Source organism: Lacihabitans sp. CCS-44, assembly GCF_024343735.1.
Lineage (GTDB): Bacteria > Bacteroidota > Bacteroidia > Cytophagales > Spirosomataceae > Leadbetterella.
Genome location: NZ_RJUE01000012.1, coordinates 1 through 15,343, shown reverse-complemented (window position 1 = coordinate 15,343; position 15,343 = coordinate 1). Strand labels below are relative to the sequence as shown.

9 protein-coding genes and 1 pseudogene are annotated in these 15,343 nt (G+C 38.1%); 9 read left to right on the top strand and 1 reads right to left on the bottom strand.

All coding sequences use genetic code 11. The features are described from left to right. Positions 1-168: 168 nt before the first annotated feature. Entirely contained in the window at positions 169-819 is a 651-nt protein-coding gene (locus EGI26_RS06650; protein ID WP_255077227.1) for a hypothetical protein, read from the bottom strand. Positions 820-1,320: 501 nt separating this feature from the next. On the opposite strand from EGI26_RS06650, the gene EGI26_RS06645 reads away from it, so the two are divergent. The 9 genes and pseudogenes from EGI26_RS06645 to EGI26_RS06605 all read left to right on the top strand — a co-directional run. Then, complete coding sequence (locus EGI26_RS06645) at positions 1,321-1,563, top strand: hypothetical protein (protein ID WP_255077225.1); 243 nt, start codon at positions 1,321-1,323, stop codon at positions 1,561-1,563. A 134-nt stretch (positions 1,564-1,697) separates the two neighbouring features. Continuing rightward, entirely contained in the window at positions 1,698-2,756 is a 1,059-nt protein-coding gene (locus EGI26_RS06640; protein WP_255077223.1) for a sensor histidine kinase, read from the top strand. Next, positions 2,746-3,444 carry a LytTR family DNA-binding domain-containing protein gene (locus EGI26_RS06635; protein ID WP_255077222.1) on the top strand — a complete coding sequence of 233 codons (699 nt, stop codon included), beginning with the start codon at positions 2,746-2,748 and terminating at the stop codon, positions 3,442-3,444. The genes EGI26_RS06640 and EGI26_RS06635 overlap by 11 nt, the downstream gene beginning before the upstream one ends. 870 nt (positions 3,445-4,314) lie before the next feature. Continuing rightward, a complete protein-coding gene (locus EGI26_RS06630; protein ID WP_255077221.1) occupies positions 4,315-6,924 on the top strand; it encodes a TonB-dependent receptor domain-containing protein in 2,610 nt (869 codons plus the stop codon). Between the two features lie 471 nt (positions 6,925-7,395). Continuing rightward, the gene (gene ccsA / locus EGI26_RS06625; RefSeq protein WP_255077219.1) at positions 7,396-10,485 is read left to right on the top strand and encodes a cytochrome c biogenesis protein; all 3,090 of its coding nucleotides are present in this window, start codon (positions 7,396-7,398) and stop codon (positions 10,483-10,485) included. A 24-nt stretch (positions 10,486-10,509) separates the two neighbouring features. After that, a complete protein-coding gene (locus EGI26_RS06620) occupies positions 10,510-11,355 on the top strand; it encodes a hypothetical protein (protein ID WP_255077213.1) in 846 nt (281 codons plus the stop codon). Between the two features lies 1 nt (position 11,356). Continuing rightward, positions 11,357-12,688, top strand: a complete 1,332-nt coding sequence (locus EGI26_RS06615; RefSeq protein ID WP_255077212.1) for an NAD(P)-binding domain-containing protein — start codon at positions 11,357-11,359, stop codon at positions 12,686-12,688. Further along, positions 12,688-14,598, top strand: coding sequence for a cytochrome c3 family protein (locus tag EGI26_RS06610; protein ID WP_255077211.1), 1,911 nt, complete (start codon positions 12,688-12,690; stop codon positions 14,596-14,598). Before EGI26_RS06615 ends, EGI26_RS06610 begins: the two co-directional genes overlap by 1 nt. Beyond that, positions 14,574-15,343: pseudogene (locus EGI26_RS06605) on the top strand (multiheme c-type cytochrome); the annotation flags it as partial. The gene EGI26_RS06610 and the pseudogene EGI26_RS06605, both read left to right, overlap by 25 nt.

Genomic DNA, 15,343 nt, shown 5'->3' with positions numbered 1-15,343 from the left:
GTCCGCCCGAACGTCAGCCGATATAAATTACTGATGTTGAGTTACTTACCAATGTTCAATCGGTTTCCGTCCGCCGAAACAAAAGTACAAAAGAATTCCAATTGTTCAATAACTTCAGTCAGCCCCCCACTTGCCACAAACCCATGTTGGCAGAAGTTTTTTTTACGATTAATCAAAAATTAGCAACAAAATTAGCCCTAAAATCATTGTCAAAGTTACCGCTCTATCCATACTAATTAATGGTTTATTTTTTATAAAACCGTATGGTAACATTACTATACCTACAACCACAAAAAAATAAGACCATTTGCTGTCTTTGTCTTCCAATTCTGTTTTGAGCTCCAGGTTAATGTAATTAATACCGTCTTTTTTCAGTCCATAAACATCATTATAGTCATTCCAAAAAGAACCTTTATTCAAATTATCCAATTCAGATTTTTTTATTTTTAATCCTACTCTATCACCAACTTTAATATTTGCTTTAAAAGAATTGTGGTCAGTCGCCTTGTAAGTCATTGCTGTAATTTTAAACTCATGCTGATATTCCTTAGTTGTCAGTATAATATCTCGATAGGTCGTCGATTTGATTTTGTATTCATCATATTTTGGAGTGTCTTTAAGTGTAACATTAATTGTACTTAATTCGTTGTCTGGCAATGAATTGTCACGAAGTGCTAAATAAAGAAACAGAAATATGAACGCAATTGAAATTGTAATAACAATAATTCTGTCTCGTCTCGTCACAAGTTCATTCGGTTTCTTTATTGCAAGCATTTTCTGTCTGTCCCGCTTATTTTGTAGTCTCTCGTTTCTGCTCATAAAATTTCTGCCAACGAGTATATTTGCGAAACTCATTTTTGGAGTTTCGGTAATATCGTTATTAAATTTTGATTGATTTTATTGTTAATGTGCTGCTAATAAGATTATTGTGAAAATTGGGGAGTTTCGGTAATATTTTCATGAGAATATCTGTGTTTTGATTTTTATGTATTTCAATATCAAATATATTGTTCGAAGTTCTACTTTCCAAGCATTTATTTGAGTTTTAATTTATCCAAAGGACTTACGATTTGATCAAAGCCTTTGGTGGTTATGTGGGTGTAGATTTCGGTAGTTTTGGAGCTGCAATAATCGAATAAAGATTAAATACGCCTTATGTCAGTTTCATTTTTATATAGAGACAATCTTTAGGTCTAATACGTAGGATTAAGTCATAGAAATTATGAAATTCGAACAGAAATTCCTCAAAATTGAATACAAAATCGTAATTGGAATGCCGCCCGAATTGAACACAAAATCGCCAATATTGAATACAAAATCGTGGATGTTGAACACAAAATCGTCAATGTTGAATACAAAATCGTCAATATTGAACACAAAATCGTCAATATTGAATACAAAATCGTGAGCGGAACGCCGCCCGATGTGAACACAAAATCGCCGATGTTGAACACAAAATCGTCAGCGGAACGCCGCCCGATGTTAATTTCGGCATCGCCGATGTCAATGTTGATGTTGCCGATGTTCCTCTTGATGTCGCGAGCGGAACGCCACTCCACGTAAATGTTGATGTTGCCGAATTTAATTCTGAGAATTTATTTTTTTAAGCGGAAAGTATTAAGTTGCAGACAGAACGCTTGAAGAACCACAAATGGGCTGTGGTTTTCTGTAAGGCCCAAACCTACAAAAAAGGATTTATGAAAATAAAGTATATAAAGTTTACCTGGCTACAGACTATAGCATGGCTGGTGATTTTTTTCTTGCCTTACCTCAACATCATTTTTGAGCCCGAGCGACTGAATAACTTCAACTATGTATTTTTTCTTATTCCATTTCTCTTCACAGTCACCTTGTTTTTTCTTTTCTATTTTAATCTTTTCGTGCTGGCACCAAGCTTCATCATAGACAAAAACATTGTGTATTTTATTGTTGTGGCTCTCGGCTTGGTTTTGTTTCTGTATGTTAATCACTTTATTTACAGTAAGCTCAGTGCTTTGGCCAATGTGAGCGACACCGCCACGGCCAAAAGTGCTACAGACAAGCGTTGGGAGGTTTTTCCCCGCTATATTTTTCCAAGTATTTTTTATATCCTGACGCTTCTGGTCAGCAATATTCATTTTTTGTTGAACGAAAGAAGAAACGAGAACGAGGAAAAACAAAAAATGCAAATAGAGAAAATAGCCACAGAGTTGAGTATGCTCAAGCTGCAAATCAGCCCACATTTTCTATTTAATACCCTCAACAACATCCGCTGGATGGTGCGGAAACAAATGGGTCACACTGAAGAAGTGGTCATGAAGCTCTCAGAGATTTTAAGATATATCATCTACGAAGTAGGAGAGGCCAAAGTGGCAATTCAGCAAGAAGTGGAGCACCTCAAAAACTACATAGAGCTACAGAGCCTGAGGTTGCCAGTACCAGGTGTGGTGGCATTCAATGTGTCGTCTAGTATCGGAAGTCAGAAAATTGAGCCGCTGCTCTTTATTCATTTTGTGGAGAATGCTTTTAAGTACGGTATAGACAGCAAAACAGCTCCCGAAATTGTTTTCGAATTGGACAACATAGGCAATCAACTTATATTTAAGGCTAAGAATAAGATTCTGAATCCGACCAATAAACTTGAAAATACAGGGATTGGCTTGTCTAATATCAAAAGACGGCTAGAGCTGCTCTACGCCAACAAGCATAGCTTAGAAACTCGTGCAGAGGATGGTTATTATTTGGTGAAACTTATCTTGATACTCGATGAAAATTAAATGTATTCTGGTAGACGACGAGCCTTTTGCATTGGATATTCTGGAAGACGACCTACTCTCTTTTGAACAAATAGAAATACTTGCGAAGTTTAGTGGAGGGGAAGAAGCAATAGAATACCTCCAAAACCACGAAGTTGATTTGATGTTTTCCGACATTCAGATGCCGGGTTTGTTGGGCACACAAATGGTCCGATCACTCGAAAATCCTCCTTTGGTGATATTTACTACCGCTTTTCATCAGTTTGCGGTAGAGGGTTTCGAACTCAACGCCGTAGATTATTTGATGAAGCCCATCAGAAAAGAACGATTGGCGGAGGCCCTTAAAAAGGTGGAAAACCTGCTTGGACTAAAACAAAAAGCCCAAACTGAGCCAAGCAATAATTATATCATATTGAATGTAGAGTATAAGAAAGTGAAACTACTTTTCGACGAAATTCTATATGTAGAAGGACTCAAGGATTATGTTAAAATCTATCTAGAAAATAGGGTACATCCACTGCTCACCCGGAGTAACTTGAAAGGCATGGAAAATAAACTTCCAGAGGAGTTTTTTCTAAGAATTCACAATTCATTTATGGTTAACAAAAGCAAGATTACGGGCTTTAATCAATCAAAACTGGACGTCGGCAAAACCGAACTTCCAATTGGCAAAACGTATGTAGATAAAATCATGGAAGTATTGAGTTAGTGGATTTTCGAAAAATTTGTTGTGCCTTAATACTGCCCTTTGCATATAAAATAGCCTGAAAGGCTTAAATGTGAATATCCTCTATCCGCTGAAGATATTTTTGTTTGACCCTTTCAGGGTCATTATGCTTCTTTATTCAATATTTTTCCTCGAAATTCATTCTTTGCTATAAACATTTGACCCTTTCAGGGTTGCAATGCCTCTTGATTTCCTATTTTTCCCCGAATGAAATTCTTTGCTATAAACATTTGACCCTTTCAGGGTCGCTATGCCTCTTGATTTTCTATTTTTCCCCGAATGAAATTCTTTGCTATAAACATTTGACCCTTTCAGGGTCGTTACACTTCTTGATTTTCTATTTTCTTCGAAAATCATTTGGGGCTATAAGCATTTGACCCTTTCAGGGTTATTATCTTGTTTGAATTTAAATTATCTCGGAATTAATTATCACTTTGAAAAAGCCTGAAAGGCTTAAATATGAATAGCCGCAGGTGCAACCTGCGGATTATAAAATCGTCATGAATAAAAAACCTGAAAGGGTTTAATAATCAGCATTTTTTGTTATTTGTTTGAGCGTATTTGAGAAATTCCATTTTTAGAAAATCACGTTTTAAAAGAATTCAGCCCACCTCAAACAGAATTCAAAATTCCTGTTTCGTGTCTTTATGGAGAGAAATAAGTTTCTCCAAAACTTCAACAATATACAGTTTGTGCGTATTGATATACACTTCTCCTTTACGGTTTGGATAGCCACAAACTCTACTACTACCTTTGTTTCCATTCGAAGACGATACATTAAATGATTGAAAATCAAAGGCATTTAATTAATCGTTGGAGATATTAACATCAAAAGAAATAACATTTAAAAAAATGAAAAAGTTAGTAACATTAATCGTATTGAGTTTTTGGGCAGCAGTAGGTTATGCCCAGTTCCCAGGTAGTGGAGGCAAAATGCCAAATATGAATCTGGGTCACGTATTTGGAAAACTGATAGATGCTGAAGGCAAGCCGGTGGAATTTGCGACAGTAGTGGTAATGAAACCCACCATTGACAGCACCACCAAGCAAACCAAGGAAATAATGGTAAAAGCCCAGACGACGGGTGCGAATGGAGAGTTTGATATCAAAGACTTGCCAGTGATGGGGCCATTGACACTAAAAATAAGTTCGGTAGGATTTAAAAACCTCAATGTGCCGATAGGTTTTGCTCCTCCAAAAATGGAAGGAATGACGCCACCTAAGCCTGGCCAAATGCCCGACCCAGCCATGATGGCAAAAATAATGGCCTCATTTGAGAAAGATTTGGGAAAAATAAAAGTAGAGAATGATAGTAAGGTACTGGATGCCGTGACGGTAACAGCCACAAAGGCTTTGCTAGAAATGGATATAGATAAGAAGACTTTCAATGTAGAGAAAAACATTGTAACCGCTGGAGGTACTGCTATTGATGTGATGAGAAACATTCCGACATTGCAAGTAGATATAGATGGCAACGTGAAGCTACGAAATGCCGCCCCCACACTGTTTATTGATGGCAGACCTACGACTTTGTCTCTAGACCAAATACCTGCCGATGTTATCGAAAAAGTGGAGGTAATCACCAATCCATCAGCTAAATATGATGCCTCTGGAAGTATGGCAGGTATCTTAAATATTGTTTTGAAAAAGAACAAACAAAGCGGGTATAATGGCATGGTGAATGCAGGCGTTGACCGTTTGGGAGGAAGTAATTTTATGGGTAACTTTAACTTAAGACAGAATAAGTTCAACTTGTCTTTGATGGCCATGAATATGCGTATGAGAAGCAACACTGAAGGCAACAGCGAGCGTTCGAGCGATATTGTGGGTATTTCTACCACCTCCAATCAGGACATCGAAAGCAAAACCAAAGGCATGATGAGCTTCAGTAGACTAGCTTTTGATTATTATGCCACTAAAAAGACATCCTTCTCTATTGCTGGAATATTGGGAGGCGGTAAGTTTAGTCCAAGCGAAAATATATTGATTACCAATACGGTAGGTGGGGTGAGTAGCTTGAGCAATAGAATTTCTGAAAATGAGCGTCAGTTTAAACCTAAAGGTATGCAGCTGGGTTTCAGACATAATTTTGATAAAGCAGGTGAGGAACTCACAATGGATTTCAACTTTTTTGGAGGAACAAATAGTGGAAATAGTATTTATAACACCAATTATTTGACAGAAAACAACCAAATAATTGGAACGCAAATACAGAAAAACATAAGCAATGGCTCAAACAAATTCATGACTTTCCAGACTGATTATGTGAGGCCATTAAAAAACAACGGTAGCTTGGAAGCAGGTGCGAGGGCCCAAATAAATAGCTTAAGCAATATTAACGACAACACTTTGAAGCCAGTAGGGTCAGATATTTATAACAATGTGACCTCGGCCTCGACTAATTATGAAAGCAAAAACAGTGTGTATGCCGCTTATGTGTCGGTGAGTGGAAAAGTAGGTAGTTTGTTTTCTTACAAAACTGGCTTGAGGGCTGAAAGCTCAGCCTATGACGGAAAATTGTTGAATACTGGAGATAAATTCTCCAACAGCTATCCTTTGAGTTTGTTTCCATCTATTTTCTTGAGCAAAGATTTAACAAAAACTGACCAATTACAGTTAAGCGTAACGCGTAGAGTAAACCGACCTAACTTTTTCCAAATCATCCCATTTGTGGACTACAGCGACAGTTTGAACATCACAAGAGGAAATGCTGATTTGGTACCAGAGTTTACTACTTCGGGAGAAATATCTTATAGCAAATCAAAAGGTACGGCCACTTTCTTGACATCGGTGTATTACAAACACACCAACAATTTGATTACGAGGTATTTGAACCAAGAAACCAATCCAATTAGCGGTAAAATAGACTTGATCAATACGTATATAAACGCCAATTCTAGCGACAATTATGGCGTGGAGTTTACCTATACCAACAAGATTATGAAGTGGTGGGATTTTACCTCTAACCTGAATTTTTATAATTCAAGAATTAATACTGAGAACATAGAAAACAGCAACTCACAAGATGCTCTTTGGACGGCTTTTGGAAAGATAAACAACAGTTTTAGCCTAAAAAACAAATGGGTGATACAGCTTTCGGGCGATTATCAAGGAAAAACCAACATGCCAGTTTCTCAAGCTCAAGGTTTTGGACCTCCAATGAGCCAAGCCCAAAGTTCTTCACAGGGATACATAAAACCTTTTTATGGTGTTGATTTAGCCATTAAGAAAAGCTTCTTGAAAAACGACGTGGCTTCCTTGACGCTTTCGGCCAATGATATATTTGGAACAAGAGGGAACACACAAGTTTCGGCAGGAGATGGTTTTAGCCAGTCCTACTACAGACTTACAAACCCTCAAATGATAAAATTGAATTTCTCATTCAGATTTGGACAAATGGACGCCAATTTATTTAAGAAAAACAACAACGCATCTTCTATGGAAGGCATGCAGATGCAATAAAAACAAAGCACTTTTGGTGGCTTTTGATGTAAATAGCGTAAGACCCAATCAGTACAGCATTTTGCTGTACTGATTTTTTTTTGTTTACAATACCCCTAAATACCTGGGGTATTTCAGTGAAATTTTAAATCTGAATCACATTTTAGTTTATCGATGAGAACTGAGATCTGGTGTTTTTTCAATATTGCCCTCCTTTTGTTATTGATGGTTTATTCAGAATCCTTCTTAATTATAATTTATTTCTTCATCTGGAAGCAAATAATTCATACATCCGTAGATATTATTGAAAAGAACTATTTACGCCTATTAATAAGAAAGATTCTGTAAAATGACCTGTTCATTGTACCTCTTATTGTAGTATTTATAGCCAGTGCTTTTTTAGTAAATTGTTCCTATCGGTTAAGATTTTAGGGTCCCATTTTAAATACGAAGATTGGAAAAAGTCAAAGGGCAGACGGAAATTAGAAAGCTATGATAATCAAAAAAGTTACAAAATTTATTACCCAACTCACCTCCACAAGAGCAGCTGGTCTTTACTTATTATTGTTTGCCATAGCCATCGGTGTGGCTACTTTTATCGAGAACGACTTTGGCACCAGCTCAGCTCAGGCAGTGGTCTTTAGAAGTTGGTGGTTTGAGTTGTTGTTGCTACTGTTTGGTATTACCATCATTATGAATGTGTGGCGGTTTAAATTGATTAAACAAAAGAAATGGGCTTCTGTGCTTTTTCATTTATCCATTGTTTTGATTCTTATCGGCTCGGCGGTCACCCGATACTACGGTACAGAAGGGATGATGCACATCAGAGAAGGCGAAACTTCCAATCAATATCTATCGGCAGAGCCATTTATTAAATTTCATGTACACCAAGGCGGCAAATCTTATGCTTTTGATGAGCCTGTATATTTTTCAAGTTTAGGAAGCAATTCATTCGAAAATTCATATCAGATAGGCAACTCTCTTATAGAAGTTAAACTGGATGAGTTTATACCTAATCCGTCCGAAACTTTATCACCAGATCCAAACGGAATACCCATTTTAAAAGTGGTTTTTGGTGGAATGGGCGGCCGAGAAGAATATATGCTTCGTCAAGGAGATCGAACAAATATTAATGGTGTAAACTTTAATTTTTCCGAGGAATATGTTCCGGATGCCTTCAATATTACTTTGAATGGAGATAGCCTTTCGTTTTTGACACAAGAAAATGTGAATCAGCGTGTTATGGCCACCCAACAGGTGGATGATTTGACTGGTGGAGTGGCACATCCACTCAAATTACGGTCACTGTACACCTTGCAAAATGCAAGCTTCGTTTTTGGTGATTTTATGCCGAAAGCCAAGGCTCAAATAGCAGCTGGGAAACCAAAAATTACAAACGAAAGTACCGTAGGCTTAAATCTTACGGTAGCTGTAAATGGCAAACCTCAGAAAACGATGGTTTCTGGTCAAAAAGGTGATGTAGGGCAACCCAAATCTTTGATATTTGGAGAAACTGAAATAGAAATAAGCTATGGCTCCAAAATAGAAGAACTTCCTTTTTCATTGACCTGCCGCGATTTTATCCTAGAAAAATACCCTGGAACGGAAAACCCATCTTCCTATGCCAGCGAAGTGACATTGATAGACGAAGCTAATGCAGTAAACAGAGAACAACGTATTTATATGAACAACATCTTGGACTATGCTGGTTTCAGGTTTTTCCAGTCTTCGTTTGACCAAGACGAACTCGGTACCTATTTAAGTGTCAATCATGACTTTTGGGGTACTTGGATTTCTTATATTGGATATATTTTGCTCACAGTTGGTCTGTTGATGACTTTCTTTGACAAGAAAAGTAGATTCACTTATCTCCTAAAAAAACTAGATGACAGCCATACCAATGCAACAGCATTGTTTATTTTAGTTAGCAGTATTATGTTCGGAAATATGGCAATGGCCAATCCGACCAACCCAATTTCAAAGGAACATGCCGCATCATTTGGCAGATTGATGGTGCAAGACCACAATGGAAGAATCAAGCCCGTCAATACCTACACTGGAGAATTACTAAGAAAAGTATCTAGAACAGAAACACTCCTTGATCAAAACTCAGACCAACTCGTGCTTTCTATGATGCTAAACCCCTCTCTTTGGGAAAAAGCCAGTATCATACAAGTGCCTAACCATCCTGACATCAGGAAGATACTTGGTACAGAAGAGAAATTAGTAAGCTATTCTTCATTTTTTGGAACAGATGGTACGTACAAATTTCAGGAACAAATCAAAGCTGCACAGGCGATGATTCCCAAGGAACAAGGAGTTTTTGAGAAAGCGGTCATTAAGCTAGACGAGAAAGTCAATATCGTAAATATGATATTTTCGGGAAGTATTTTGAGATTTTTTCCACAAAAAAATGATTCTACAAACACCTGGTTGACCCCAGCCGAGATATTACACAATCATTCTGGGATTGATAATGCAGAACTAAAAACTCTTTTCTTGAATTACCTTCAGGCATTAAGTGAAGGCCTAAACTCGGGTGATTACAAGCCGGCAGATGCTGCTTTGGCACAAATTAGTAGCTATCAGAAAATCAATGGTGGTTCTGTTTTACCCTCAGAAGTCAAACTGAAGGCCGAATTGTTTCTAAACAAATTGGATGTTTTTAGTCGCCTCAAAGGCTATTATGGCATTCTTTGTCTGGTGTTTACAGGTGTGTTTTTATATACCACCATAAAACGTAAGTCAAACAAAATCAATTGGTTGAAGTATGCTCTTATAGCCATGTTGTTTGGTTTTATTTTCCATACTTTGGGCTTAGGCCTCAGGTGGTACGTGTCTGGCAGAGCACCATGGAGCAATGGCTACGAGTCTATGATATACATTGGCTGGACCACCATGTTGGCAGGTACTTTGTTTTCCAGAAAATCACTGGGTGGCTTGGCGGCCACCGCTACATTAGCTGCCACCATCATGTTTGTAGCAAGCATGAGTTGGCTCGACCCCGAAATTACCCCGCTCGTTCCTGTTTTAAAATCCTATTGGTTGACCATTCACGTTTCGCTGGAGGCAGGAAGTTATGGCTTTTTGTTGCTTGGTGCAGTATTGGGTATGCTTAATTTGGTATTGATGGTTTTTATAAAAGAAAGTAATAAAGACAATATACTCAGAGCCATAAAAGAACTGACAATCATCAGTGAGATTACGCTTTTGGGTGGCTTGGCCATGATTAGCATCGGTACGTATTTGGGTGGTGTTTGGGCCAACGAATCTTGGGGACGATATTGGGGTTGGGATGCAAAAGAGACCTGGGCATTGGTGACGATTTTGGTGTATGCATTTATACTGCACATGCGGTTTATTCCCAAACTTCAAGGTGTATTTGCTTTCAACTTCGCCTCTTTGTTTGGTTTCGCCACGGTTATCATGACCTATTTAGGGGTTAATTATTACTTATCAGGCTTACATTCTTATGCGGCTGGTGATCCTGTTCCGATTCCTCCAGCAGTGTATTATACCACTATTTCACTTATAGTACTGAGTATTTTGGCTTTTAGGAATTTCAAAAAAGTCAATAAATAATTTTAAGAAAATAAACAGGCATTTATGTCCAAAACAGCTCATAGAATATACTTAGGCACCATGTCGCTCATTGTGATAGTGGTTACTATCTATTTGTTTTACAAAGGATTACCCTATTATAACACTACGGTTGAAGAGCGTTTTTATCACCCTGACCATAAGTCTTTGAAACCTAGTGGCCCACTCGGACACGGCATGGGGATATTGGGTACATTGATGATGATGATTGGCGTATTTGGTTATCAGGCCCGCAAATATATGAGGGCACTTTCCAGAGTTTGGGTACTCAAACACTGGTTAGAGTTTCATATTTTCTTGTGTACGCTTGGTCCTATTTTGGTTTTGTTTCATACTTCTTTCAAGTTCGGCGGATTGGTTTCAATCAGTTTTTGGAGTATGGTGGCAGTGGTAGCCAGTGGTGTAGTGGGTAGGTTTATTTACTTACAAATACCCAGAACTATTCAAGGTAGAGAGCTTAGTTTGAACGAAATCAGAGGAATGCAGTCGGATTTGACAGACAAACTACAGGGTGAACTAAGTACCGAAAAAATGACTGAAATATTGGCCATGACCAAGCGAGAAGGTGAAGCCAAGGGCATGATAGCTCAGTATTTAGCAGACTGGAAACTAAAAAACTCCATAAAAACTCAACTTAAGAATTCTGGTTTGAGACATAAAAGGCTTAAAAATGTGATGGCCTTGGTGAGCAGTGAACTCAACATGAATCGGAAAATTGAACGCTTGCAAGTGATGCAAAAACTGTTTAATTATTGGCATGTAATACACTTGCCATTTGCCATTATCATGTTGGTTATTATGCTGATACACGTGGGAGTCACGATAGCTTTTGGATATAAATGGGTGTTTTGATATGGAGATGTTGATAGAAGAAATATCGATTTACGGAGGCGGCCTTTTGCTGTGTGCATTGGTCATGTATGTTTATGTAAGAACCAAGTCGAAGAAGTCGAAAATTGTTGAGAAAAAGATAGAAAAGGCTAAAGAAGAGGGCATTCACGAGCCAGTTTCTTTGTATCCTTTTATCGACCCAAACATTTGTATTGGTGGTGCGGCCTGCGTTTCGGCCTGTCCTGAAAAAGACATCATTGGCATAGTAAATGGCAAAGGCGAACTGATCAACGCATCTAATTGTGTGGGTCATGGAGCTTGTTTTCATGCCTGTCCTGTAGAAGCCATATCATTGAAAATAGGTACTGAAAAAAGAGGGGTGGATTTGCCACATGTTAATCAAAACTTCGAAACCAATATCAAAGGAATATTTATTGCTGGCGAATTGGGTGGAATGGGATTGATTAAAAACAGTGTGGAACAAGGCAAACAAGCCATATTAAATATCAATCAACAGCTTGATAAACAACACAAAGCCGAATTTGATGTCATTATAATTGGTGCAGGACCTGCTGGAATTTCGGCATCACTTCAAGCCAAAAAAATGGGATTGAAATTCAAAACGCTGGAGCAAGATTCTTTGGGAGGTACGGTTTATAATTTCCCAAGAGCCAAAGTGGTTATGACCTCGCCGATGGATTTGCCAGGTTACGGAAATGTGAAGCTTTTTGAAACCAGCAAAACAGAGCTGCTGGAGCTTTGGCAAAAAGTAATTCACGAAAATCAAATAGCTATTCAGGAAAACACTAAAGTAGAAGAGATAAAAAAAGATGGAAACAGCTTTAAAGTTGTCACTAACCATGGAGAAGAATTTGAAGGAAACAAAGTATTGCTAGCTATTGGAAGAAGAGGCAGCCCGAGAAAGCTAAATACAGATGGGGAAGAACTAGAAAAGGTAGCTTATAGGCTTTTAGAACCTGAGCTAATTTCGGGTAAAAATGTATTGGTAGTTGGCGGAGGTGATTCTGCCATAGAAAATGCTTTGCTTTTGGCTTCAGAAAATAAGGTCACTTTGTCTTATCGAAGCGAGAATTTTAATAGACTCAAGCCTAAGAATCTTGTAAAAATAAAGGAAGCCATGGAGCAAGAATTAGTAAAAGTGGAGTTCAATACTGCAGTAGCTCATATTGAAGAAAGTGAGGTAGTTTTGGTAAGAAACAGTGCCTCATTCAGCATCCCAAATGACCTCGTTTACATATTTGCTGGCGGAGAGCTTCCTACGCAATTTCTTAAAAAATCTGGAATTGAAATTACGCAAAGGTTTGGATACACAATAAAATCTCATGCAAGCTGATGATTAGACACTTAAACAAGAATTTATACTCTTTACAGAGATTTGGTTTCGCCTTTTTGAGCGAAGCTAAAGGCTTGTTTTTGTGTTCTTTAAAAGCAGTATTGGGTATGTTTTTATTGCTTTTTTTGTGCCAAAATACTTTTGCTCAGCTTTCTCCGGGTAAATTATCAAAGGCACATTCCAAGCTAGAAGGAATGTCGAATTGTACACAGTGTCACACTATAGGTGATAAGGTTTCAAACCAAAAATGCTTGGCTTGTCATAAAGAACTCAATGCCAGAGTTTCTAAAAATAAAGGTTTTCACGTGTCTGCACAGATAAAAGGAAAGGATTGTATCACTTGCCACAGCGATCACCATGGACTGAACTTTGAGGCCGTAAGATTTGACAAAAAGACATTTAACCACAACCTCACGGGTTATGAGCTGAAAGGTGGCCACAAAACAAAAATCAAGAATTGTAATGAATGCCACAAAGCTGAAAACATTGTTTTGGCTTCGGTCAAAAACAAACCAAACACATTTCTGGGTTTAGACACCAAATGTGCCAGTTGCCATGAAGATTATCACCAAAAGACGCTTTCAAACGATTGTGCCTCTTGTCATGATTTTAATGACTTCAAAAAAGCACCGCTATTTAATCACGATAAGTCTGATTTTCCTCTTTTGGGAGCTCATAAAAAAGTAGATTGTAATGCTTGCCATAAAGAAGAACTTCGAAATGGTAAAAAGTTTGTAAAGTACTCAGGCATAGCGTTTTCAAATTGCAGCAGTTGCCACAAAGACGTACACAAGGGTGAATATGGCAGTAATTGCAAAACTTGTCACAACGAAGAGTCTTTTACTAAAATTAGCCCAAATAGGAATTTTAACCATACACTTACAGGCTTTACTTTAGAAGGGAAACATCGGGACATAAATTGCAAAAAATGTCATGACAATAACCTGAATAATTTCAAAGAATTTGAAAAGAAGAAAAATATTGATTGCCTCACCTGCCACAAAGATGTGCATGAAGGCAAACTGGGCAACGACTGTAAATCTTGTCACAATCAGAACTCATTTTTGCTAAAAAACAAAACATTTACGGGCAAATTTGACCACGACAAAACCGACTATCCGCTGGAAGGAAAACACCAAACGGTAGATTGTAAAACCTGCCACAAAAAAGACTTTACAGATCCTGTAGTGCATAACAAATGCATGAGTTGCCACACCGACAAACACAATGGTGACTTTGACACTAAGAAAGATAAATATCCCGATTGTGCCACTTGCCATACTGTGGACGGCTATAGTCCTTCACTTTTCACTGTTGAACAACACAATAATAGTAAATTTAAACTTGAAGGTGCTCACGTGGCACAGCCTTGTTTCACCTGCCATTTGAAAGAGAAAAAATGGATATTCAATAAAATGAATACCGATTGTGTGGCCTGCCATGAAGACATTCACAAAGAAGTAATTGACCCCAAATATTACGAAAAACAATCTTGTAGTTCTTGCCATGTGGCTGATAATTGGCAGAAAATAAATTTTGATCACAGTACCACCAAGTATGCATTGAAAGGTGGACACTTAAAAGCCTCGTGTGGAAGATGCCATTTGCAAAAAGAAGCGGGTATTCTAAAACAAACATTTAAAGGGTTAACTCAAAAGTGTGCAGACTGCCACAAAGACGTGCATGGAGGGCAATTTGCCAAAAATGGAGTTACGGACTGTGCTACTTGTCATGGAGTAGAGGCTTGGGATTCGAAAAGCTTCAACCACGATAACACCAAATACAAATTAGACGGTGAACACAAAAACGTAGCTTGTGCCAAGTGCCATAAAGCTACTATGAGAGATAATAAAAGTATTAAACTATTTAAAATTGAAAAGTACAAATGTATAGACTGTCATTTAAAATAGCTTTATTGGTGATGATTGCATTTGGCCTTCAGGCCCAATCGCCACATGGAAAGGGTTTCAAGATGGATTGTGCAAAATGTCACGATTCAGGTAGTTGGACTTTTAGTGAAAAAAGCAAGTTTGAGCATTCCTCAACTGGCTTTACATTAGAAGGACAACATAAAAATATAGATTGTAATGCCTGCCATACCAAATTAGATTTTAAAAGCACTTCTTCAAATTGTGTATCCTGCCACAGCGACATGCATAATCAAACGGTGGGTAACGATTGTGCCAGATGCCACTCTACGCAGTCTTGGATTGTAGAAAACATCAGTGCCATGCACGACCAGACTTCTTTTCCGTTGGTCGGGGTCCACAAAACCGTAGATTGTAAACAGTGCCATCAGTCTGAAACCAACGTGCGGTTTAATCCCACCGGTCAGACTTGTATAGATTGCCACACCAAAGATTTTGCATCTACTAAAAACCCGAGTCATACGAAACTCAATCTTTCTACCGATTGCTCCACCTGTCATTCTACTACCGTTACTGAGTGGAAAAGTACGACTTTTCCTGACCACGATAGTTTTTATCCGCTCACTGGAGCTCATGCGGCTATTGCCAAAGATTGTGAAAAATGTCATATCGGAGGAAATTATAACAACACACCGAAGGAATGCGTCGGTTGTCACAATACAGATTTTGCAAAAACTGCAAATCCCAATCATGCAAAGCTTAATTTATCAACTGATTGTGCATCTTG